16 protein-coding genes and 2 pseudogenes are annotated in these 22235 nt (G+C 73.2%); 11 read left to right on the forward strand and 7 right to left on the reverse strand.

Translation table 11 applies throughout. From position 1 onward, the window contains the following. Positions 1 to 92 precede the first annotated feature (92 nt). Positions 93 to 1367 (reverse strand): extracellular solute-binding protein, encoded by a 1275-nt coding sequence (locus tag N5I75_RS30400; protein WP_476682710.1) that lies wholly within the window; start codon positions 1365 to 1367, stop codon positions 93 to 95. A 339-nt stretch (positions 1368 to 1706) separates the two neighbouring features. Here N5I75_RS30400 and N5I75_RS30405 point away from each other — a divergent pair, with 339 nt between their 5' ends. The 10 genes from N5I75_RS30405 to N5I75_RS30450 all read left to right on the forward strand — a co-directional run bounded on the left by N5I75_RS30405 (position 1707) and on the right by N5I75_RS30450 (position 15293). After that, positions 1707 to 2792, forward strand: coding sequence for a LacI family DNA-binding transcriptional regulator (locus N5I75_RS30405; RefSeq protein WP_476682712.1), 1086 nt, complete (start codon positions 1707 to 1709; stop codon positions 2790 to 2792). Positions 2793 to 3333: 541 nt separating this feature from the next. Beyond that, positions 3334 to 4530: a hypothetical protein gene (locus tag N5I75_RS30410; RefSeq protein ID WP_476682714.1), complete on the forward strand. Its 1197-nt coding sequence runs from the start codon at positions 3334 to 3336 to the stop codon at positions 4528 to 4530. Then, positions 4527 to 6737 carry a tetratricopeptide repeat protein gene (locus tag N5I75_RS30415; RefSeq protein ID WP_476682716.1) on the forward strand — a complete coding sequence of 737 codons (2211 nt, stop codon included), beginning with the start codon at positions 4527 to 4529 and terminating at the stop codon, positions 6735 to 6737. The genes N5I75_RS30410 and N5I75_RS30415 overlap by 4 nt, the downstream gene beginning before the upstream one ends. Next, complete coding sequence (locus N5I75_RS30420) at positions 6734 to 7285, forward strand: flavin reductase family protein (protein ID WP_476682718.1); 552 nt, start codon at positions 6734 to 6736, stop codon at positions 7283 to 7285. The genes N5I75_RS30415 and N5I75_RS30420 overlap by 4 nt, the downstream gene beginning before the upstream one ends. A gap of 67 nt (positions 7286 to 7352) precedes the next feature. Next, positions 7353 to 7838: an Lrp/AsnC family transcriptional regulator gene (locus tag N5I75_RS30425; RefSeq protein WP_476682720.1), complete on the forward strand. Its 486-nt coding sequence runs from the start codon at positions 7353 to 7355 to the stop codon at positions 7836 to 7838. Positions 7839 to 7885: 47 nt separating this feature from the next. After that, positions 7886 to 8587, forward strand: coding sequence for an HAD family hydrolase (locus N5I75_RS30430; RefSeq protein ID WP_476682722.1), 702 nt, complete (start codon positions 7886 to 7888; stop codon positions 8585 to 8587). Positions 8588 to 8748: 161 nt separating this feature from the next. Continuing rightward, the gene (locus tag N5I75_RS30435; protein ID WP_476682724.1) at positions 8749 to 11883 is read left to right on the forward strand and encodes an acetyl-CoA carboxylase family protein; all 3135 of its coding nucleotides are present in this window, start codon (positions 8749 to 8751) and stop codon (positions 11881 to 11883) included. A 102-nt stretch (positions 11884 to 11985) separates the two neighbouring features. Then, a complete protein-coding gene (locus N5I75_RS30440; protein WP_476682726.1) occupies positions 11986 to 12972 on the forward strand; it encodes a Ppx/GppA family phosphatase in 987 nt (328 codons plus the stop codon). Between the two features lie 114 nt (positions 12973 to 13086). Next, positions 13087 to 13944: an AAA family ATPase gene (locus tag N5I75_RS30445; RefSeq protein WP_476682728.1), complete on the forward strand. Its 858-nt coding sequence runs from the start codon at positions 13087 to 13089 to the stop codon at positions 13942 to 13944. Continuing rightward, positions 13941 to 15293 (forward strand): VWA domain-containing protein, encoded by a 1353-nt coding sequence (locus tag N5I75_RS30450; RefSeq protein WP_476682730.1) that lies wholly within the window; start codon positions 13941 to 13943, stop codon positions 15291 to 15293. Before N5I75_RS30445 ends, N5I75_RS30450 begins: the two co-directional genes overlap by 4 nt. A 7-nt stretch (positions 15294 to 15300) precedes the next feature. Here the strand turns inward: N5I75_RS30450 and N5I75_RS30455 are convergent, their stop codons facing one another. Continuing rightward, the gene (locus N5I75_RS30455; RefSeq protein WP_476682732.1) at positions 15301 to 16557 is read right to left on the reverse strand and encodes an amidohydrolase; all 1257 of its coding nucleotides are present in this window, start codon (positions 16555 to 16557) and stop codon (positions 15301 to 15303) included. Between the two features lie 272 nt (positions 16558 to 16829). Between N5I75_RS30455 and N5I75_RS30460 the strand changes: the two genes are divergently transcribed. Beyond that, positions 16830 to 17297, forward strand: a complete 468-nt coding sequence (locus N5I75_RS30460) for a response regulator (RefSeq protein WP_476682734.1) — start codon at positions 16830 to 16832, stop codon at positions 17295 to 17297. 32 nt (positions 17298 to 17329) lie between these two features. On the opposite strand, the gene N5I75_RS30465 is transcribed toward N5I75_RS30460, so the two are convergent. The 5 genes and pseudogenes from N5I75_RS30465 to N5I75_RS30485 all read right to left on the reverse strand — a co-directional run bounded on the left by N5I75_RS30465 (position 17330) and on the right by N5I75_RS30485 (position 22107). Continuing rightward, the gene (locus tag N5I75_RS30465) at positions 17330 to 18442 is read right to left on the reverse strand and encodes an XdhC family protein (RefSeq protein WP_476682736.1); all 1113 of its coding nucleotides are present in this window, start codon (positions 18440 to 18442) and stop codon (positions 17330 to 17332) included. Then, positions 18435 to 19355: a xanthine dehydrogenase family protein molybdopterin-binding subunit gene (locus tag N5I75_RS30470; RefSeq protein WP_476683124.1), complete on the reverse strand. Its 921-nt coding sequence runs from the start codon at positions 19353 to 19355 to the stop codon at positions 18435 to 18437. The genes N5I75_RS30465 and N5I75_RS30470 overlap by 8 nt, the downstream gene beginning before the upstream one ends. 116 nt (positions 19356 to 19471) lie before the next feature. Then, positions 19472 to 20559: pseudogene (locus tag N5I75_RS30475) on the reverse strand (xanthine dehydrogenase family protein molybdopterin-binding subunit); the annotation flags it as partial. Then, positions 20556 to 21547, reverse strand: a pseudogene (locus tag N5I75_RS30480) (FAD binding domain-containing protein). The pseudogenes N5I75_RS30480 and N5I75_RS30475, both read right to left, overlap by 4 nt. Further along, positions 21544 to 22107 (reverse strand): (2Fe-2S)-binding protein, encoded by a 564-nt coding sequence (locus tag N5I75_RS30485; protein WP_476682738.1) that lies wholly within the window; start codon positions 22105 to 22107, stop codon positions 21544 to 21546. The pseudogene N5I75_RS30480 and the gene N5I75_RS30485 overlap by 4 nt, the downstream one beginning before the upstream one ends. Positions 22108 to 22235: the final 128 nt, after the last annotated feature.

Consider the following 22235-nt stretch of genomic DNA (forward strand, 5'->3'; position numbering starts at 1 on the left):
GCCCGCACCCTCCCCCAGTGGGGCGCGGACCGGCCGAACTACAAGGACGCGTGCGTCCCTCGCGTCACTTGCTGAACGCGACTAGCTGAGCGTCACTTGCTGAAGTCGGGCACGAGCTTGGCGAACGAGGTCTCCAGGCTCTTCAGGCCCGCCTCCAGGGACTGCTTGCCGGTGGCGATCTTCGGCAGCTCCTGGTCCATCGGCGTCCACAGCGAGCTGTACTCCGGCAGCTCGGGGCGCGGCTGGGCGGCGGCGAGCACCTTCTGGTAGCCCGCGATGCCCGGGTCCGCGGTGACCTTCGCGGTGTAGGCGTCGGCGCGCGTGGGCAGCGTGGAGTTCTTCAGGGCGATCTGCTCCTGCGTCTTCGCCGAGGTCATCCACTTGACGAACTTCAGCGACGCTTCCTGGTGCGCCTTGTCGGAGCCCGCGTAGACCGAGAGGTTGTGGCCGCCGGTCGGGGCGCCCGCCTTGCCGGTCGAACCGGCCGGGACGGTGGCGATGCCCAGGTTGTTCTTGTCCTTGAAGGCCGAACCCTTGTAGAAGTTCGTGATCTCCCACGGGCCCTGGATGATCGAGGCGACCTTGCCGTTGACGAACGCGTCCTGGATGTGGGCGTAGGCGTCGGCGGTGGCGTCGGCCTTGTGCAGGCCCTTGCCGTCGAAGAGACCCTGCCAGGCGGTGAGGCCCTTCTTGGCCTCGGCGGAGGCGATGGTGATCTTCTTGCCGGAGGCGTCGACGGTGTCGGTGCCCTCGCCGAAGAGGAACGGCTCGGCGTAGTAGCCGGCGGTGGAGGCCCAGTAGCCGTCCGCGCCCGTCTTGTCCTTGACCTTGGCGGCGTCGGCCTTCAGCTCGTCCCAGGTGGTCGGCGCCTTGGTGATGCCGGCCTTCTTGAAGAGCTCCTTGTTGTAGACGAAGGCGAGGGTGTCGGTGACCAGCGGCACGCCGTAGGTCTTGCCCTCGAACTGCGCCTGCTTGATGAGGCTCGCCTGGAACTTGTCCTGCTCGGCGAGGGCCTCGGTGCCGTCGAGCGGCAGCAGGTAGCTCTTCTTCGCGAAGGCGGGGGTCCAGCCGACCTCGGCGCGCAGCACGTCCGGGGCGCCGCTGGCACCGGCGGCGGTGTCGAACTTGTTCTGCGCCTGGTCGAAGGGGACGTTGACGTACTTGACCTTGACGTCGGGGTTGGCCTTCTCGAAGTCCTTGACCAACGCCTTGTACGTGGGCGCCTCGTTGGTGGCGTTCGACGTGTCCCACCACGTGATGGTGGTCGGGCCTGACGCCTTGCCGCCGTCGTCGTCGCTTCCGCCGCACGCCGTCGCCGCGAGAGCGAGGGACGCCACCACCGCGGTGGCCGCTATGCCACGCCGCATGAGATCTCCTAGAGGGTGAATGCCCGTGAGTGGGCGAGGAGAGGTCCCGTCCGCTCCTCTGGCCTACTTGCCGACCGCGCCGTCGCCGCCGCCGGGCGTCAGGAACGTAACAGCGCGGCAAGCCCGGCGAAAGACCTTGCAGCAAAAAATTGCAGCCAACTTGGCGAGTTATCGCTTCGTGACCCACAAAGGGCCGATGAATGCGGGGAGTTCTGCCCGATTATGGTCCGTTATGCCGCCTTGCAAGGGTCTGCAAGGTCTTGCCACACGGTGGTTGCACAGGGATCATCAGGAGCCTTGCCAGCACGATGCCCCCACGATGTCCCCCCGAGGAGCGCGATGACGCAGCTGCCCGCACAGGCGGCCCGGCGACCGGCCCAGACCCCACCCGGGACCGCCCGCCTGGCCGACATCGCCGTGCAGGCGGGCGTCAGCGAGGCGACGGTCAGCCGCGTCCTCAACGGCAAGCCGGGCGTCGCGTCGGCCACCCGGCAGTCCGTGCTCGCGGCGCTCGACGTGCTCGGCTACGAGCGGCCCGTACGGCTGCGCCGGCGCAGCGAGGGCCTGGTCGGCCTGATCACTCCGGAGCTGGAGAACCCGATCTTCCCGGCGCTCGCCCAGACCATCGGGCAGGCGCTGACCCGGCAGGGCTACACCCCGGTCCTGGCCACCCAGACCCCGGGCGGCTCCACCGAGGACGAGCTGACGGAGATGCTCGTCGACCGGGGCGTCACCGGCATCATCTACGTCTCCGGGCTGCACGCCGACACCACGGCCGACATGCAGCGCTACGAGCAGCTGCGCGGGCAGGGCGTGCCGTTCGTGCTCGTCGACGGGTTCTCGCCGAAGGTGCAGGCGCCGTTCATCTCGCCCGACGACCGGGCCGCGATGCAGCTCGCCGTCACCCACCTCGCCGCCCTCGGCCACAGCCGGATCGGGCTCGCGCTCGGCCCGAGGCGGTTCGTGCCGGTCCAGCGGAAGATCGAGGGGTTCGTGCGCACGATGCAGGAGCGGCTCGGCGTCCACCCGGACGACACCGAGCGCGACCTCGTCCAGCACTCCCTCTACACCTTGGAGGGGGGCCAGGCCGCGGCGTCCGATCTGATGGACCGCGGCTGTACGGCCATCGTCTGCGCCAGCGACATGATGGCGCTCGGCGCGATCCGGGCCGCACGCCGGCGCGGCCTGGAGGTCCCCGATGACATCTCCGTCGTCGGATTCGACGACTCACCGCTGATCGCGTTCACCGATCCGCCGCTGACCACGGTGCGCAAGCCCGTCCAGGCGATGGGCCAGGCCGCGGTCCGCGCGGTCCTGGAGGAGATCGGCGGTACCCCTGCCCCGCACACCGAGTTCGTGTTCATGCCCGAACTGGTGGTGCGCGGTTCCACCGCGTCGGGTCCTGGCGTCAACGGCAGACGCTGAGCATCTCCTGAACGCGGCGCACCCCCGCTCCGTATGCTGCGGTGAGGGCCGGCCTTCACATCCCGAGGCCGGAGAAAACGGGGGCCCGTACGGGAGGTACGGATGGTGCGCAGAGCGCTCCGCTGAGGCGGGCGGTACGACTGTTCCTGCGGTCGTGTCGCCCGCTTGATCATTTCTCACCTTTTCTCAATTAATCCTCAATTCCTTTTTCCTTTGCCCGGAGTGCCGCTTCGCGCTGCCCGAAAACAGCTCCGAATAGGCGGCGCGCTTTTATTTCCGGATTGTTTCGTTCCCGGTTGACAGGGCCGAATCGGTCCGCCAATCCTGGCTGCACACCGCGATTCCGGAAATTCGCAGAACTCCAATGCCTCGGGAGGGGGAAACGCCATGAAGAAGATTTCCGTCCGCAAGGCCGGTCCGATCCGTCTGACCACCGCCTGCTACTACCTCTGCGGCGACGCCGCGTAATCCGCTCCACCGCCGGTCGGAGCCGGGCCGCCTTCGGGGTCCGGCTCCGATCTTTCCCAGGGAGGTGCGCCGGATGGGCGCGACCGTTTCTCTGCACCGGCTGACCATGGTCGCCGAGGACGACGGCGTGATGGTGGGCCGGCCCGACACCGGCAGTTACGCGGTCTTCCCCGAGGAGGGGGCGCAGGCGCTGCGGATGTTCGCCGACGGGGCACCCGCTGAGGAGGTCACCGCCTGGTTCGAGCGCACCTACGGGTCGCCGCTCGACCTCGACGACTTCCTGGAGACCCTCGCCGAGCTGGGATTTCTCCGCACGGACGATGCCGAGGACGCCCCCGTGGAACAGCCGCGGGTGCGCTGGCAGTGGCTCGGGCGCGCGGTGTTCTCCTGGCCGGCGTTCGTCGCCTACGGCGCGCTCGTGGGCACGACGGTGGCCGCGATGGTGCACGACCCGGGTCTGCGGCCCACGTACCACCACGTCTTCTTCACCCACTACGTGTCGCTGATCCCGATCATCGTCTTCGCCGTCGCCATCCCGTGCATCGTGATCCACGAGGGCTTCCACGCGCTCGCCGGGCGCCGCCTCGGACTGCCCTCCACGCTCGGTCTCGGGCGCAGGCTGTACTACCTCGTCGCCGAGACCCGGCTCGATTCGCTGCTCAGCGTCGAACGCAGGAAACGCTATCTCCCGTTCTGCGCGGGGATACTGGCGGACATCATTCTGCTGTGCGGACTGACCCTTCTGTCGGCCGCTCTGGACGGGCCCGGCATTCCGTCCTGGATTCACAAACTGTGCCTCGCTGTCGCCTTCACCTGTGTCCTGCGCCTCATCTGGCAATTCCTGTTCTATCTGGAGACCGACATCTATTACGTCCTGACCACCGCGACCGGGTGCACGGACCTGCAGAACGCGACGCGGTTCAGGCTGCGCACAGGACTGCGGAAACTGGCCCGCCGGAGGCCGCCCGTGCCCGACACCGCATGGTCGCCGCGCGACCAGTCGGTGGCGCGCTGGTACGCGCCGCTGCTCGTCGCCGGGTACGGGTTCTCGCTGGCCTCGCTCCTGTGGGCGGGCCTGCCGACCGCGCTGCACTTCTGGTCGACGATCACCGACCGGCTCAGCGGCGGATCCACCCCGGCCTGGGACCTGGTCGACGCCGCCGGCTTCATCGCCCTGTCCGGACTGCAGATCGGGCTGCTCGTCCACGTCACCCTGCGGGACCGGCGCGCCCGGTCCCGGACCACCGCACCGCAAGGAGCCCTGACATGACCGCATCTCCCACCGCCCCGCTCTCCACCCGGCACTGGTGGCTCGACGCCACCGCCCGGGTCACGGACGGCGAACCGCCGCCCACGGCCCAGCTCCAGGTGCGCTGCCACCGCCGGTTACGGGGCCCGTTCACCGCCGCCCACTTCCTGCTGCACCAGGCCGTGCCCCAACTGGTCGAGAAGGACGCCGAACTGGTGGCCTCCGCGCGCGCCCTGGAGGTCGAGTCGATCGCGCCCGAGCTGATGGCGATCGTGCCGACGCCGCCGCAGACCCTCACCAACCTCGCCTCGGCCACCGAGCGCACCCGCTTCTATCCGGCGACCCGCGCCCTGCGCATCGCCCACGGCGTCGCCGAACTCCTCATGGACTGGGCCCGCTCCGCCCACCCGGACGGCCTCACCCTCGCCTTCCGCGGCCTGGACGACGCCGACCCGACGGACCGCGATCTCGTCGCCGTCCTGCTCCGGCGCTGCGACCCGGCCGTGCTCACCGTGATCGTGGACGGCGCGGGGGCCGCCTCCGACCTGCTCGGCAAGGCCCTGTACGCCCACGCGCACCGGGCGCCCCGGCTCCCCGTCGTCGACGCCGCGCTCCTTCCCGACACCGACCTCGCCCAGCTCTACATCGATTCCGACGGCACCAGCGAGGACCCCCGGCTGCTGCGCGCCTACGACGCGCTGACCGCCGACGAGCGCGCCCGCCGCCACACCGCCCGCGCCGCGCTGCTCGCCGCCCGCGACGAACCGACCCTGCGCCTCGCCGCGATCCCCTACCACCTGGAGCACGGCACGGACCCCGCGGGCGCGGGCGTCGCCGCGATCAACGAGGCCGTCGCCACCTGCTTCAACAAGGGGTTCTACGAGGCTGTCGTCAACCTCGCGCTGCGCGGCCGGGCCCTGCTCGACGAGGCCGAGCCCACCCGTACGTACTGGAACCTGACGCACAAGATCGGCGCGTGCCTCTGCTACCTGGGCCGCGGCCACGACGCGTTCCCCTACTTCGAGGAGATGCGGCGCGGCTCGACCTCGCCCGACGTGCACATGGGCACCGCCTACCTCATGGCGATGCTCTACACGCGGTTCCTGCCGAAGGCGGACCACGACGAGGACCGCGCCCTGGCCTGGGTCAACACCGCCATCTCGATCGCCGACGTGCACCCCGACCCGCACAAGCGCGTCCTGGTCCGGGCGTTCATGCGCAACGCGCGCGCCCTGGTCGAACTGCACCGCGGCAACGTCGACGGATCGCTCGCCCTGGTCGACGAGGCGATGGACATCACCGACGCCGACTTCGGCCCGCACGAGCAGCTCCTGCACCGCTCGGTCCTGCTCTACAACCGGGCCCAGGTGCGCGGCGCCCGCCGCGACCACACGGCATCGCTCGCCGACTACGACGAGGTGATCCGCCGCGACCCGGACTACGGCGACTACTACTTCGAGCGGGCGGCCCAGCACCGGGCGCTCGGCGATCACCGCTCGGCGCTCGCGGACTACGCGGCGGCGATCCGGCTGACCCCGCCGTTCTACGAGGCGCACTTCAACCGGGCCGACCTGCTGCGCGAACTCGGCGACGACGCGGGCGCGCTGCGCGACCTGGACATCGCCCTCGACCTCGAACCGGACCACGTGGACTCCCTGGTGCACCGCTCCGACCTGCACCTGGTCCGCGGCGACCTCGACAAGGCGGCCGTCGACATCGGCCACGGCCTGTCCCTGGCCCCCGAGAACGCCCAGCTCCTCGCCGCACAGGGAGCGTTGCTCTCCGAGATCGGCGACGCCGAAGCCGCGTACGACAGCTACTCGGCGGCGCTGCGGGCCGACGCGCTGTGCGTCGCGGCCTGGGCCAACCGCGCGGTGCTCGCCTTCGAGGCGGGCCGCGCCGACGCCGCCGTCAAGGACCTGGACGCGGCGCTCGAACTCACCGACGACACCGAGCTGCGGGCCAACCGGGCCGTGGCGCTGCAGTCGCTCGGCGAGCACGGCCGGGCCGTCGCCGACCTGGACGCCGCCGTGGCGGACACCGGCGCCGACACCGACCCGGAGCTGCTGTACCTGCGCGGGGTCAGCCGCTTCGCCCTCGACGACGAGAGCGGGGGCCGCGCGGACTGGGCGGCGCACAGCGCGGCGTACGCCACGGCCGACGCGTCCCCGCACGCCGAGGAGATCCGGGCCCGTTTCGGGGCCGTCCCGCGCGAGGGGGCGGCGTGAGCCGGACCGATGCCTCCCGGCGGCTCCAGCCGGTACCGGCCGCGGGCCCCGTCGAGCCGGCCGGGGCGGACCTCGTACGGTCCGTCCTGCGCCGGCACGCCAAGGGCGTCGCCGTCGTCACGGTCGGCGGGGAGCCGCCGACCGGGTTCTGCGTGACGTCGCTCGCCTCGCTCTCCCTCGATCCGCCGCTCATGTCGTTCACGGTCGGCCTGCGCTCGGCGTCGTGGAACGCCGTGCGGGGCGCGACCTGGGTGATGGTGCAGCTCCTCGCCGCCGGTCAGGAGGAGGTGGCGCGGACCTTCGCGGGCCCGCGCCAGGGCCGGTTCGCGGCAGGCACGTCCTGGCACCGGGACCCGCTCGGCCTGCCCGCGCTCGACGGCGTCCTCGCCCGGTTCGTCCTCACCCCGGTCAGCTTCCGCCCGGTCGGCGACCACGCGCTCGTGATCGGGCTCGTCGTACGGGCGGGCCGGGTGGCGGAGACCGCGGGGCCGCTGGTCCACCACGACGGCGACTTCACCGGCCTGGCGGCGGCACCTGGCGCGGGCTGAGCGCGACGGCAGGGCCATTGGTACAGTCGGCCAGGATCGACCTCGTACCGAAGGGGCCCGCAGACGCATGGCCGTGGACCAGCTCGACACCCGTATCCTGCGCCTGCTCCTGGAACAGCCGCGGACCAGCGTCCGCGAGTACGCCCGCATCCTGGGCGTCGCGCGCGGCACGCTGCAGGCGCGGCTCGACCGGCTCGAACGGGACGGTGTGATCACGGGCGTGGCCCCGTCCCTCTCCCCCGCGGCCCTCGGCCACCCGGTGCTCGCCTTCGTGCACATCGAGGTGACGCAGGGCCATCTCAGCGAGGTCGGGGACGCCCTCGCACAGGTCCCGGAGATCATCGAGGCGCACTCGATCACCGGCGGCGGCGATCTGCTCGCCCGCGCGGCGGCGCGCGACGCCGGTCATCTGGAGGACGTGGTCCAGCAGCTCAACCGGCTGCCCGGGGTGGTCCGCACGCGGACGGAGGTGGCGCTGCGGGAGCGGGTTCCGCACCGCCTGCTGCCGCTGGTGGAGGCGGTCGGGAAGGCGGCTGCCGCGGAGCGCGGCTGAGCCTTCGATCACCTCTCCCGCATGCACCCGTCCTGCATGCTGAGGGCATGAACACCCCGCACCCCTTCGGTTCCACCGCTGTCGTCTTCGACCTCGACGGCACGCTCGTCGACAGCGAGCCCAACTACTTCAGGGCGTCGGTCGCCACCCTGGCCCGCTACGGCGTCGAGGACTTCACCTGGGCCGACCACGAGACCTATGTCGGCATCTCGACCGCGGAGACCATCGGCCTCTGGAAGCGGCGGTACGGCATCGACGCCCCGGCCGACGAGATCCTCGCCGACAAGACCGCCCGCTACCTGGAGCTCGCCCGCGCCCACACGGCCGTCTTCCCGCAGATGCGGCTGTTCGTGGAGCGGCTGCACGAGGCGGGCGTGCCGATGATCGTGGCGTCGGGTTCCTCGCGGGACGCCATCGGGTCGATCCTCGACGGCACCGGCCTCGCGGCGTTCCTGACGCGGTACGTCTCGGCGGACGAGGTCGAGCACGGCAAACCGGCCCCGGACGTGTTCCTGGAGGCGGCCCGTCGCCTCGGCGTGGACCCGGCGCACTGCGTGGTCCTGGAGGACGCGGCTCCCGGCGCCGCCGCCGCGCACTCGGCCGGGATGCGCTGCATCGCGGTGCCGTACGTCGCGGCGCAGGCCGACGACCCGGCGTTCACGACGGTGGACCTGTTGTTCAAGGGCGGCCAGGAGGAGTTCACGGCGCGGGCGGCGTGCGAGTGGCTGGAGCGCTGCGCGACGGCGTGAGAGCCCGACGGCGTCGGAGCCTGCTGGCGTGAGCCCGACGGCGTGAGAGCCCGACGGCGTCGGAGCCGGCTGGCGTGGGGCCGTGATTGACGCCCCCGCCCACGTCCATGAGCATGTCGGCACCCGATCATCCACCGCTGTCCAAGGTTCCGGAGGGGCTCATGGGGTCTGCCGCCGTACTCGTCGCCAACCGCGGGGAGATAGCCGTACGGATCCTGCGCGCCGCGGCCGGACTCGACCTGCGGACGGTGGCGGTGCACGAGCCCGGCGACGAGGCGCACGTCCACCTCGCCGACGAGACCGTGCCTCTGTCGGCGGGCGGCTACCTCGACGCGGCGGCGCTCGTGGCCGCCGCACACCGCGCGGGCTGCACGTATCTGCACCCCGGCTACGGCTTCCTCAGCGAGTCGGCGACGCTCGCCCGCGCCTGCGCCGAGGCGGGCGTCGTCTTCGTGGGTCCTTCGCCCGAGGTGCTCGACCTCTTCGGGGACAAGGCGCGGGCCCGCGCGCTCGCGGCCGGGGCGGGCGTGCCGGTCCTTCCCGGCACGGACGGCGACACAACCCTGGAACAGGCGCGGGCGTTCCTCGCCGGAGGACCCGTGATGGTGAAGGCGGTCGGCGGGGGCGGCGGTCGCGGGCTGCGGCTCGCGCGCACGGCCGAGGAGCTGGACGCCGCCTGGGAGCGGTGCCGGTCAGAGGCGCGGGCCGGTTTCGGACGGGCCGAGCTGTACGTGGAGCGGCTGTGGGAGGGCGCCCGCCACATCGAGGTGCAGATCGTCGCGGACGGGGCGGGTGGAGTGGCGCACCTGTGGGAGCGGGACTGCAGCGCCCAGCGCCGCCACCAGAAGCTCGTCGAGATCGCCCCGGCGCCCGCGCTCGACCCCGCGGTGCGTGACCAGCTGCTCGGCAGCGCGCTGCGGCTCGCGCGGGCCGCCCGCCACGAAGGACTCGGCACGGTCGAATTCCTCGTACGCGGCGAGGAGTTCGTGTTCATCGAGGCGAACCCGCGGCTCCAGGTGGAGCACACCGTGACGGAGCAGGTGACCGGGGTCGATCTGGTCGCGGCGCAGCTGCGGATCGCGGCGGGCGAGCGCCTCGCCGATCTCGGCCTCGCCGGTGAGCCCCCGGCGCCGCGCGGCTTTGCCGTGCAGGTGCGGGTGAACGCGGAGTCCGCCGGACGGATCACCCGGTTCGACGTGCCGACAGGCCCCGGCGTCCGTGTGGACACGGCGGCGCGGACCGGCACGGAGGTCGGGACACGGTACGACCCCCTGCTCGCCAAGGTCGTGACCCATGCGGCGGGCGGGACGTTCGAGGCGGCGTGCGCGCAGGCACGGCGCGCGCTGGACGAGTTCGGGGTCGAGGGCGTACGCACGTCGATACCCCTGCTGCGTGCGGTGCTTGAGCACCCGGGATTCACCGCGGGCGGCAGCGACACCGGGTTCGTGGAGCGGCACCTCGACGGGGCGGCGACAGCAGAGCGGATCGGCGACGCGGGTGCGGCGACCGCCCCGATGAACGGCACCGTGATCGCGGTCGAGGTGGAGCCGGGGCAGGCCGTGGCGGCGGGCGCCGCGCTGGTCGTCCTCGAAGCGATGAAGATGGAGCACGTCGTGCGCGCGGAGCACCCGGGTGTCGTACGGGCCGTGCACGCGCGCGTGGGCGAGACCGTACCGGAGGGCGCGGCGCTGGCGCTCATCGACGCGGCGGAGGGCGGCCCCGCCGCCGAGGACGCGCGCGTCGCCGCCGATCCGGACCTCATCCGCCCCGACCTGCGGGAAGCGCTCGCGCGGCACGCCTTCGGGCTCGACGCCCACCGCCCCGAGGCGGTCGCGAAGCGGCACGCGGCCGGGCGCCGCACCGCCCGCGAGAACATCGACGACCTCTGCGACCCCGGCACCTTCACCGAGTTCGGCGCGCTCGCCGTGGCGGCGCAGCGGCGGCGCAGGACGCTCGACGACCTGATCCGGTCCACGCCCGCCGACGGCCTGGTCACCGGCACGGGGCGGGTCTGCGGCGCGCCCGTCGTCGCGATGTCGTACGACTACACGGTGCTCGCCGGGACGCAGGGGCTCAACAACCACCGCAAGACCGACCGGATGCTGCACGTCGCCGAGGAGCGCGGGCTGCCCGTCGTGCTGTTCGCGGAGGGCGGCGGCGGGCGGCCCGGGGACACCGACACCACGTCGGTCGCGGGCCTGAACGTGACGACGTTCCAGCGGATGGCGCGGCTGAGCGGCCGGGTGCCGCTGGTCGGGATCGCGTCGGGCCGCTGCTTCGCGGGGAACGCGGCGCTGCTCGGCTGCTGCGACGTCGTCATCGCGACGCCCGAGGCGACCATAGGCATGGGCGGCCCCGCGATGATCGAGGGCGGCGGGCTCGGCGTGTTCCGGCCCGAGGAGGTCGGCCCGCTCTCCGTGCAGGTGCCGAACGGGGTCGTCGACCTGCCCGTCGCCGACGAGGCCGAGGCGGTGCGCGTGGCCCGCGCGTATCTCTCGTACGTCCGGGGCGCGGGCTTCCAGGGGGCGGACGCCCCGGGGGCGAAGGACGGCTGGGACGCGCCCGATCAGCGGCTGCTGCGGCACGCCGTGCCCGAGAACCGGCGGCGCGCCTACGACGTACGGGCCGTGATCTCCGGGCTCGCCGAGACCGGCTCGGTGCTCGAACTGCGGCGCGGCTTCGGCGTCGGCGTCATCACCGCGCTGGTCCGGATCGAGGGCCGGCCGCTGGGGCTGATCGCGAACGACCCGGGGCATCTGGGCGGCGCGATCGACCGGGACGCCGCCGACAAGGCCGCGCGGTTCCTGCGCCTGTGCGAGGCGTCCGGCCTTCCGGTCGTCTCGCTGTGCGACACACCGGGGTTCATGGTCGGCCCGGACGCCGAACGCACGGCGACCGTGCGGCAGTTCGCCGATCTGTTCGTCGCGGGCGCGCGGCTGACCGTGCCGCTGGTCTGCCTCGTGCTGCGCAAGGCGTACGGGCTCGGGGCGATGGCGATGATGGGCGGCTCGACGCGGGCGCCGCTGGCGACGGCGGCCTGGCCGAGCGGGGAGTTCGGCGGGATGGGCCTGGAGGGCGCGGTCCGCCTCGGCTACCGGCGCGAACTGGCGGCCATCGCGGACCCGGCCGAGCGGGAGCGGGCGTTCGCGGCGCGCGTCGCCGAGCTGTACGAGCACGGCAAGGCGGTGAACGCGGCGGCGGCCCTGGAGATCGACGCGGTCATCGACCCGGCGGAGTCACGGAGTTGGGTGCTTGCCGCGATCGGCCCCGGCACACGGGCGCACGGGCGTCCTTGAAGCGGCACCGACATCCAGGCGCGGGGGCATCTGCGAATCGGCCCCTGCATCCAGGCGCGCGGGCGTCTTTGAGCAATACGGCGGAAGGGTACCCGGACGATCATGCGAATCAGTGTGGTGGATGTCGGAGCGAACACGGTGCGCCTCGCCGTCGCGGACGCGCGGGACGGCGCGCCGCTGCCGGTGCACACGGCCAAACGCAGACTGCGCCTGGCCGAGGAGGTCGACGGCGAGCGAAGACTCGGGCCGCGCGCCGTGGAGCGGATCGTCGAGGCGGTCGGGGACGCGTACGCGGAGGCGGGACGGTGGGGCAGCGACGAGCCGTTCGCGTTCGCCACGGCCATCGTGCGCGACGCGCCGAACCGGGACGAGGTGCTGCGCGCCGTGCAGGAGGGGACGGGCGCGCGGCTCCGGGTGCTGCCCGGTGAGGTGGAGGCCGAGCTGACGTTCCTGGCCGCCCGCCGCTGGATGGGCTGGCGGGCCGGGCCGCTCGGCGTGCTCGACATCGGCGGCGGCACGCTGGAGGTCGCGTTCGGCCGTGGCCGCCTCCCGGACTTCGCGGTCTCGCTGCCGCTCGGCGCCCGGCGGCTGACCCGCGAGCACCTCTCCGGCACCGACGCGCCCACGGAGGCGGAGCTGAAGGAGCTGCGCCGGTACGTGCGCCACTCGCTGCGGGACGTCGCGGCGCGGGTCCGCTGGGAGGGCCCGGTCACGATGACGGCGACCTCCCGTACGTTCACGCAGCTCGCCCGGTTGTGCGGGGCCCCGCCCGGGCGGCACGGCCCGTTCGTCGGCCGGGCGCTCAGCCGCAAGGCGCTGCGCTCCGCCGTCGGGCAGCTCGCGGCGCTGCCCGCCGCGCGCCGGGCCGAACTGCCCGGGATCTCGGCGCCGCGCGCCTCGCAGTCCCTGGCGGGCGCGCTCGTCGGGCACACGGCGATGAAGCTGATGGACATCCGTGAACTCACCATCTGCCCGTGGGCGATCAGGGAGGGCATCCTGCTGCGGCGCATCGAGGGCGACACGGACTGGTGGTACGGGGAGGCGCGACCGGCGCCCGCGGGGGCGAAGCTGCGGCTCGCCGGGCGCTGACCGGGCCCGTTCCGGGGTGACGTTCGCCATGAACGGCGCGGGCCGGTTGTGGCGCCGCGTCGGAGCTGGTCAGCTGGGGCCTTCACCCCTCTCAGGAGCGCGTTGGAGGCCCCGTTGTTCACTTCCGTGGACGATGTCACCGCACGTCTGGCCACGACCGGTTATCTGGCCTCGCCCGCGGTCGCGACCACCGTCTTCCTGGCGGCCCGGCTCGGCAAGCCGCTGCTGGTCGAGGGCCCGGCGGGCGTCGGCAAGACGGAGCTGGCGAAGGCGGTCGCCGCGATCGGCGACGCCCGCCTGATCCGCCTCCAGTGCTACGAGGGCGTCGACGAGGCACGGGCGCTGTACGAGTGGAACCACGCCAAGCAGCTCCTGCGCATCACGGCGGGCCGTGACGAGTCGTGGGACCAGACGCGCACGGACATCTTCAGCGAGGAGTTCCTGCTCTCCCGCCCGCTGCTGACCGCGATCCGCGGCGACGACGCGAAGGTCCTGCTCATCGACGAGATGGACAAGGCGGACGTGGAGGTGGAGGGGCTGCTCCTCGAAGTCCTCTCCGACTTCCAGGTGACGGTCCCCGAACTCGGCACGATCAGCGCCACCCGCCGCCCCTTCACCGTCCTCACCTCGAACGCGAGCCGTGAGCTGTCGGAGGCGCTGCGCCGCCGCTGCCTGTTCCTGCACATCGGTTTCCCCGACGAGGAGTTGGAGCGCCGGATCGTCGCGCTGAAGGTGCCCGATCTTGACGAGGTCCTGGCCCGGTCCCTGGTCCGGGTGGTGGGCGCGCTGCGCGCGATGGACCTGCGCAAGATGCCGTCGGTCGCCGAGACGGTCGACTGGGCCCGCACCCTCCTCGCCCTCGGCGCGGACCGCCTGGACGAGGAGGTCGTACGGCAGTCCCTCGGCGTCGTCCTCAAGCACCAGGAGGACGTGCAGAAGGCGACGGCCAAGCTGGACCTGGACGCACTGTGAGCACCGCTCTCACGGTCGCCGACCGGGTGACGTCCCTCGTACGGGCGCTGCGTACGCACGGCATCCGGATCGGCACCGGCGAGAGCGTGGACGCCGCGCAGGCCGTCGCCGCGCTCGGTTTCGACCGGCGCGAGCATCTGCGCGAGGGCCTCGCCGCCGCGCTCCTGCACGAGCAGAGCCAGCGCGCCGTCTTCGACCCGGTCTTCGACCTGTACTTCCCGCGCGCCGTGGACGCGCCGCCCGCGTCGGACGGCGCCTTCGACCGCGCCGACCTGCGCGAACGCCTCGCCGAAGCCCTCGCGACGGGCGACCGCGCGGCCATGGAGCGCCTCGCCGCCGAGGCCGTCGACCGGCTCGGCCGCTACGACGCCGACGGCTTCTCCTCGATGCAGACCCTGGACCGGCTGCGCCCGCAGACGCTCCTCGCCGGGATCATGGCCGGTATGCGGGGAGGCGGCGGCTCCGGTGCCTTCACCGACCGCATCGAGGCCGACGAGATCCGCCGCCGCATCGAGGAGTTCCGCGAACAGGTCCGCTCGGAGGCGCGCCGCCGGGTCGCCGAGCGGCGCGGCACCGACGAGATGGCCCGGCGCGTCCCCGTCCGGACCCCGGACCGTACGCCGTTCCTCTACGCGGGCAAGGACCAGCTCGCCGAGCTGCGCAGGACCGTGCATCCGCTGGCCCGCAAGCTGGCGACGCGTCTCGCCGCCCGGCGGCGCCGGGCCGCGCGCGGCCACATCGATCTGCGCCGCACCTTGCGCGGCTCGCTGTCCACGGGCGGCGTCCCGATGCGCCCGGTGCTCCGCAAGCGCCGCAAGGCCCGCCCCGAACTGGTCCTGCTCTGCGACGTGTCGGGCTCGGTCGCGGGGTTCGCGAACTTCACGATGCTGCTCATGCAGGCGCTGCACGACGAGTTCAGCAAGGTCCGCGTCTTCGCCTTCGTCAACAAGATGGACGAGGTCACCGACCTGATCGCCCGGGGCACCGCCGACCCGGAGGGCCTGGGCGCCCGGATCACCACCGAGGCGACCGTCACCGGCTGGCACGGCAGCAGCGACTACGGCACCGCCCTCGGCGAGTTCGTCGAACGCTACGAGGCTGCTCTCACCCCGCGCGCCTCGGTCTTCATCCTGGGCGACGCCCGCACCAACCAGATGGACCCGAACCTCCCGGCCCTGCGCCGCATCGCCCGCGCCGCCCGCCGCGTCCACTGGCTCAACCCGGAGCAGCGCTCCCTGTGGGACACGGGCGACTCGGCGGCGGGCGCGTACGGGGAGGTCGTGGCGATGCACGAGTGCCGTACGGCCCGCCAACTGAGCGCGCTGATCGGCCGGTTGCTGCCCGTCTGAGCCGCGCTCAGGCCTTCGGTCCCAGCCAGGTGAGCGCCGCGACCACCAGCGCCTCCACCCCGGTGCTCAGGGTCGGCTCGATCAGCGGAGCGAAGTGCGGGGAGTGGTTGCTGGGCAGCTTGTCGAGGCGGCCCTCCTGGAGCGCGCCGAGCACGGTCGTCGTCTCCAGGCCGCCCCAGAACCAGAACACGGTCGGCACCCCGAGCGCCTCGCCGAACACGCCGACGTCCTCACTGGCGTTCACCTGCGGCATCGGCATCAGGCGTTCCTGCCCGAAGTGCGCGGCGAACGCCGCCACCGTGGCCTGCGTCCTCTCCGGGTCGCTGACGAGCGCGGGCGCGCTGGCCCGCCAGTCGAAGTCGGGCTCGGCGGTGGCCGCGCTCGCCTGCGACTCCGCGCGCACCACCCGCTCCACGGCGGTGCGCACCAGCGTGCGGATCTGCGGTGTGTAGGTGCGGATGTTGACGCCCAGCTCGGCGGTGGCCGGGATGATGTTCTCCTTCGTCCCGGCCTGGAGCCGGCCGACGGTGACGACGGCGGTCTCGGCGGGCGGCACCTCCCGGCTGACGATCCCTTGCAGCCGGGCGACGACGTTGGCGGCCATCAGGACGGGGTCCACCGACGCCTCCGGGCGCGAGCCGTGCGCGCCGCGCCCGTGCAGCGTGATGTCGAGGGAGTCGGAGGCCGCCATGACAGGACCCGTGCCGTAGCCGATGAACCCGGCGGGCAGCGGGCCCACGTGCTGGCCGAGGACGATCTCCGGCTTCGGGAAGCGCTCGAAGAGTCCGGCGGCGACCATGTCACGGGCGCCGCGCACCAGCTCCTCGGCGGGCTGGAACACCACGAGGAGCGTCCCGGACCACTGGTCGCGGGCCTGGGCGAGGAGGGCGGCCGCGCCGGACAGGCAGGCGGCGTGCATGTCGTGGCCGCAGGCGTGCATCACCGGCACCTCGCGCCCGTCGGCGTCGGTGCCGCGGACCCGGCTCGCGTAGGGCAGGTCCGTCAGCTCCTCGACGGGCAGCGCGTCGATGTCGGCCCGGAGCATCACGACGGGCCCCTCGCCGTTGCGCACCACACCGGCCACGCCGGTCCCGCCGATGTTCTCGGCGACCTCGTCGAAGCCCGCCGCGCGCAGCCGCCGGGCGAGCAGGTCCGCTGTCCGGGTCTCCTGGAGCGACAGCTCCGGGTGCTCGTGCAGGTCCCGGTAGAGAGCGGCCAGGTCGTCCTGGAGCGCGGCAAGACCCGCGGTCACCGTCTGCGTCATGTTCCGGCCCTCCTCGCATGTCAGTACGGGGAACGCTACCCCCGTGATGATCATGGTGCCAGCTCCGCAAGGGGCCACTGAGCACCCCGGAGGGGGCCGTCCGGCCCCTGTCGTACCGGGACCGTACGCCCCATCGTTTAAGGGATCTCTCCCCCCATCCATCATCCGCTCCCTACGCAAGAGCCCGGCGACGGGTCGGTCGTGGCCGCATCCAGCGGCCTGCCCCGCACGCCGGGCGGGCCCTACGTGGAGCAGCCCACAAGGACGGTGCCATGTCGACGCAACTGAGGGTCCTGCTCGTGGACAACCACGAGGAATCGCTCTACGCCCTGGAGAACGCGCTGGCCCCGCTGGGGTGCCCCACCGAGCGGGCGCAGAGCGGCGAGGAGGCGCTCAAGGCGGTCCTGCGCGGCGGCATCGACCTGGTCATCCTGGACGTGGTGATGCCGGGCCTGACCGGCGTCGAGGTCGCCCGGCACCTGCACCGCCTCGACCAGACGGCCGACATCCCGGTGATCCTCCTGACGGGCCTCATGGGCCATGCCAACCTCGCCGAGCAGGCCTACGAGCTGCAGGTGACGGACATCCTCACCAAGCCCCTCGACCCCTGGCTCCTGCGCGTCAAGGTCGCCTCCCACCTGCGCTACCTGAGCCGCATCAGGGAGCTGGAGAGCGACTCGGCCCGCACGGCGAAGGCGGCACAGAACGGCGGCGTGAAGGCCCGCACCGGGCGCGGCTAGGCCCGGTCCCGGCAGGCGGGTCCGGGCCCGTCCTAGTCGGCGTGGATCGGTCCCCGCTCCCCCGCGAGCGGCGCCCCGCTGCCGCCGCGCCGCACGGCGACGATCTCCGCGCCGATCGACACCGCCGTCTCCTCGGGCGTACGCCCGCCGAGGTCGAGGCCGATCGGTGAGCGCAGGCGGGCCAGTTCGGTGTCGGTGAGCCCCGCCTCGCGCAGCCGCTGGGTGCGGTCCTCGTGCGTACGCCGTGAGCCCATGGCGCCGACGTAGGCGACGGGCAGCCGCAGCGCCACCTCAAGAAGGGGCACGTCGAACTTGGCGTCGTGCGTGAGGACGCAGAGCACGGTGCGTTCGTCCGTACGGGTGGCGCGGAGGTAGCGGTCTGGCCATTCCACGACCACCTCGTCGGCCTCGGGGAACCGGTTCCGGGTGGCGAAGACGCCCCGCGCGTCGCACAGCGTCACATGGAAGCCGAGCAGCTTGCCCACGCGCACCAGGGCGCCCGCGAAGTCCACCGCGCCGAACACGATCATCCGGGCGGGCGGCACGCTCGACTCCACGAACAGGGTGACGTCGCCGCCGCACCGCGCCGAGCTCTCCGGCACCGCGCAGAGACCGGTCCGCCCGAGGTCGAGCAGGGCGCGGGCCTGCGCGGCGAGCCCGGGGTCGTCGCCGGAGCCGAGCCCGCTCTCGTACGAGCCGTCGGGCCGCACCAGCAACAGGCCGCCGCTGTCGGCGAGTTGCCCGGGGCCGTCGAGCACCCGCGCGAGGGCCACCGTCTCGCCCTGCGCGGCGGCGGCGAGCGCCGCCTCCACGACCGGCCGTGACGCGGACCCCGTACGGACCGGGACGACGTGCACCTCGACGGCGCCGCCGCAGGTGAGCCCCACGGCGAACGCGTCGTCGTCGCTGTACCCGAACCGCTCCCGGCGCGGCGTCCCGTCCGCGAGGGCCTCGACGCACAGCTCGTAGACCGCGCCCTCGACGCAGCCGCCGGAGACGGAGCCGATGACCTCGCCCCCGGCGTCGACGGCGAGGGCCGCGCCGGGCGGCCGGGGCGCGCTGCCGCTCACCGAGACGACGGTGGCGACAGCGAACTCCCGGCCTTGCGCGGCCCATGCGCTCAGCTCGGCGGCGAGGTCAAGCATCCGGGCCCGTTCCGTCGCGCCGCGCCTCGCCGAGCAGCACCCGGTCGGGGCGGATCGGCAGATCGCGGTGGCGGACGCCGGTCGCGTGCCACACCGCGTTGGCGATGGCGGCGGCCGTGCCGACGATGCCGATCTCGCCGATGCCCTTGATGCCGACGGGGTCGTCCGGGTCCGGGTCGTCGATCCACTCGGCCCGGAGCTCCGGCACGTCGGCGTTGGCGGCGACGTGGTAGCCCGCGAAGTCGGCGTTGACGTGCCCGCCGGACGCCGCGTCGCGCACCGCCTCCTCGTGCAGGGCCATGGAGATGCCCCACGTCATGCCGCCGGTGAACTGGGAGCGGGCGGTCAGCGGGTTGATGATCCTGCCCGCGGCGAAGACGCCGAGCAGCCGCCATACCCGGACCTCGCCCGAGGCGACGTCCACCGCGACCTCGGCGAACTGGGCCCCGTAGGAGTACCGCTCCTTCGCGGAGAGCTGCGCGATCAGCTCGGCCGTGTCGGTGCGGGCGGTGATGCCCTCCGCCGGGATGTCGCCGGACCCGAGCGGCAGGCGTTCGCGCAGGTCACGGGCGGCGGCCTGGACGGCCCAGCCCCAGGAGCGGGTGCCCATGGAACCGCCGGCGACCCAGGCGGGCCCGAAGTCGCTGTCGGCGATCCGCACCCGGACCCGCTCGGGCGCCACGTCCAGCTCGTCGGCGGCGATGAGGGTGAGCGCGGTGCGGGCGCCGGTGCCGACGTCGGCGGCGGTGACGCGGACGGTGAAGGTGCCGTCGGCCTCCGCGGCCGGCGTGGGCGCACGCCGACGGAACGTGGCGCGGCCGTGCCCGTGCCGAGCAGCCAGCGGCCCTCGCGGCGCACGCGCGGACGCGGGTCGCGGTCGCCAGCGAACAGGCGGGCGCCCTCCTCGAAGCAGCCGAGCAGGTTGCGGCTGCTGAAGGGCAGCCCCGAGACCGGGCCGACCGTCGGCTCGTTGCGGGTGCGCAGCTCGATCGGGTCCATGCCGAGGCGTTCGGCCAGCTCGTCGAGCGCCGACTCCACGGCGAAGGAGCCCGGGGCCTCACCCGGCGCCCGCATCCAGGTCGGCGTCGCCACGTCGACGGGCAGCACGCGGTGCGCGGTGTGGTGCGCGGTGGCCTCGTACATGGAGCGCCCGTACGAGGCGCCGTTCTCCACGAACTCCCGCATGGTGGAGGTGAGGTTGTGGTGCTCGTGCGCGAAGGCGCGCAGGCGCCCGTCCGGGTCGGCGCCGAGCCGCACGCGCTGCGCGGTGGGCTGCGGTAGCCGGTCGTCGCGAACACCTGACGTCGCGTCAGCACCACGCGGACCGGCCGCTGCAGCTCGGTCGCGGCCATCACGGCGGCCACGTGGTGGGCGCGCAGCCCCTTGGAGCCGAAGGCGCCGCCGACGTGCTCGGAGCGTACGTGGACCGCCGACTGATCGAGCGAGAACAGGTTGGCGAGGTCGTCGGCGACCCACTTGGAGCCCTGGTTGGAGTCGAACACCTCCAGGCGTCCGCCCTCCCAGCGCACCGTCACCGCGTGCGGCTCCATCGCGCCGTGGTGCTGCTCGGGCGTCGTGTAGGAGGCGTCGACGACGACGGCGGACGCGGCGAGTTCGGCGTCCAGGTCGCCCTTGGCCGCCTCCCCCTCCTCCGGGGTGTAGGTGCCGGGCCGGTCGGCGCCGAAGGAGACGTCGTGCGGCTCCTCCTCGTACTCGACGACCAGCGACTCGGCCGCCTCCCGCGCCTGTTCGGACGTCTCGGCGACGACCAGCGCCACGGGCCAGCCCGCGTGCGGCACCCGGTCGTCCTGGAAGACCTCGACGATCGGGTCGGGGCGGCCGAGCGCGCCGACGACGTCGTCGTTCACGCGCGGCGCGTTCTTGTGGTGCAGGACGGCCAGGACGCCCGGCAGGGCGCGGACCGCCTCCTCGTCGATGGCGCGGACCCGGCCGCGCGCGATGGTCGACAGGACGAGCCAGCCGTGCGCGAGGTCCGCGAAGGGGATCTCACCCGCGTACCGGGCGGCGCCCGTGACCTTCTCGACGCCCTCGACGCGGGAGCGCGCGACGCCGACGGCGTTCGCCCGCGCCGCTGTGGTCTGGGTCTGGACGGTCACCGGGTCGCCTCCTGAGTGAGTTCGCTGAGCATCGCCACGACGAGGTTGCGCAGCAGCGGCACCTTGTACCCGTTCTGCGCCAGCGGCTTCGCCGCGGCCAGTTCGGCGTCGGCCGCCGCCGCGAACGCCTCCTCGTTCGCGGGCGCGCCGATCAGCGCCCGCTCGGCGACGTGCGCCCGCCACGGCCGGGACGCCACGGCCCCGAACGCCAGGCGCACGTCGCGGACGACGCCGTCGTGGACGTCGAGCGCGGCGGCCACGGAGCCGATCGCGAAGGCGTACGAGGCGCGCTCGCGGACCTTGCGGTAGCGCGAGTGGGCGGCGACGGGCGCGGGCGGCAGGGTAATCCCGGTGATCAGCGCGCCGGCGGGCAGCGCGGTCTCCAGGTGCGGGGTGTCCCGACGGGGAGGTAGAAGTCGGCGAGCGGCACCTCGCCGGGCCCGTCGGCACTCTCGTAGCGCACGACGGCGTCGAACGCGGCGAGGGCGACGCCCATGTCGGACGGGTGCGTGGCCACGCAGGCGTCGCTCGCGCCGAGAATGGCGTGATTACGGTGCTCACCGGTGAGCGCGGGACAGCCGCTGCCGGGGACGCGCTTGTTGCACGGCTTGGTGACGTCGGTGAAGTAGGAGCAGCGGGTGCGCTGCAGCAGGTTGCCGCCGACGGTCGCCATGTTGCGCAGCTGGCCCGAGGCCCCGGCGAGCACGGCCTGGGTCAGCGCCGGGTAGCGGCGGCGGACCTCGGGGTGGGCCGCGAGGTCGCTGTTGGTGACGGTGGCGCCTATGCGCAGGCCGCCGTCCTCCGCCGGCTCGACGCGGCCGAGCGGCAGTTCGCGGACGTCGACGAGGCGTGCGGGGCGCTCCACGCCCGACTTCATCAGGTCGACGAGGTTGGTGCCGCCGCCGAGGAAGCGGGCGTCGGGGTCGGCGCCGAGCACGGCCACCGCGCCCGGGACGTCGAGCGCCCTTTCGTAACCGAACTCCTTCACGCGACGGTCTCCTTCGCGGTCTGCGTCTCCGCGGCGGCCCGGGCGACGGCGCGGACGATCGAGACGTACGCGCCGCAGCGGCACAGGTTGCCGCTCATGCGCTCCCTGATCTCCTCCGGGGTGAGCGGCGGGGGTCCGGCCTCGGGCCGTACGTCCTCGGTCGCGGCGCTCGGCCAGCCGTCCGCGTGCTCCTGGAGGACGCCGAGCGCCGAACAGATCTGGCCGGGCGTGCAGTAGCCGCACTGGAAGCCGTCGAGGTCGACGAACGCCTGCTGGAGCGGGTGGAGTTCGTCGCCGTCGGCGACGCCCTCGATGGTGGTGATCTCGCGGCCCTCGGCGGCGACCGCGAGCGTCAGGCACGACACGGCCCTGCGCTCGTCGATGAGCACGGTGCAGGCACCGCACTGGCCCTGGTCGCAGCCCTTCTTCGTGCCGGTCAGATCGAGCCGCTCGCGCAGGGCGTCGAGCAGCGTGGTGCGGTGGTCCACGGGCAGCGTGTGCTTCTCTCCGTTGACGTGCAAGGTGATCGAGCTGGAGGTGGACATGCCCGCTGGGGCCATGATCAGCCTTCTTTCGCGTATCCGGTGCCACGTTCGTGTAAGCGGTGCGAGAGGATTTGCAAGGAAATCGGCGAGGGGGAGGTAGCGCTAGGGTGGGGGGACCGAAGTCAAGCGGACAGCTGTCCACT

The sequence above is a fragment of the Streptomyces sp. R818 genome, assembly GCF_056172735.1.

Coding starts and splice junctions, on each gene's coding strand:
- N5I75_RS30400 (WP_476682710.1), bottom strand. CDS start 1,367: ATGCGGCGTGGCATAGCGGCCACCGCGGTGGTGGCGTCCCTCGCTCTC.
- N5I75_RS30405 (WP_476682712.1), top strand. CDS start 1,707: ATGACGCAGCTGCCCGCACAGGCGGCCCGGCGACCGGCCCAGACCCCA.
- N5I75_RS30410 (WP_476682714.1), top strand. CDS start 3,334: ATGGGCGCGACCGTTTCTCTGCACCGGCTGACCATGGTCGCCGAGGAC.
- N5I75_RS30415 (WP_476682716.1), top strand. CDS start 4,527: ATGACCGCATCTCCCACCGCCCCGCTCTCCACCCGGCACTGGTGGCTC.
- N5I75_RS30425 (WP_476682720.1), top strand. CDS start 7,353: ATGGCCGTGGACCAGCTCGACACCCGTATCCTGCGCCTGCTCCTGGAA.
- N5I75_RS30430 (WP_476682722.1), top strand. CDS start 7,886: ATGAACACCCCGCACCCCTTCGGTTCCACCGCTGTCGTCTTCGACCTC.
- N5I75_RS30435 (WP_476682724.1), top strand. CDS start 8,749: ATGGGGTCTGCCGCCGTACTCGTCGCCAACCGCGGGGAGATAGCCGTA.
- N5I75_RS30440 (WP_476682726.1), top strand. CDS start 11,986: ATGCGAATCAGTGTGGTGGATGTCGGAGCGAACACGGTGCGCCTCGCC.
- N5I75_RS30455 (WP_476682732.1), bottom strand. CDS start 16,557: ATGACGCAGACGGTGACCGCGGGTCTTGCCGCGCTCCAGGACGACCTG.
- N5I75_RS30460 (WP_476682734.1), top strand. CDS start 16,830: ATGTCGACGCAACTGAGGGTCCTGCTCGTGGACAACCACGAGGAATCG.
- N5I75_RS30465 (WP_476682736.1), bottom strand. CDS start 18,442: ATGCTTGACCTCGCCGCCGAGCTGAGCGCATGGGCCGCGCAAGGCCGG.
- N5I75_RS30485 (WP_476682738.1), bottom strand. CDS start 22,107: ATGGCCCCAGCGGGCATGTCCACCTCCAGCTCGATCACCTTGCACGTC.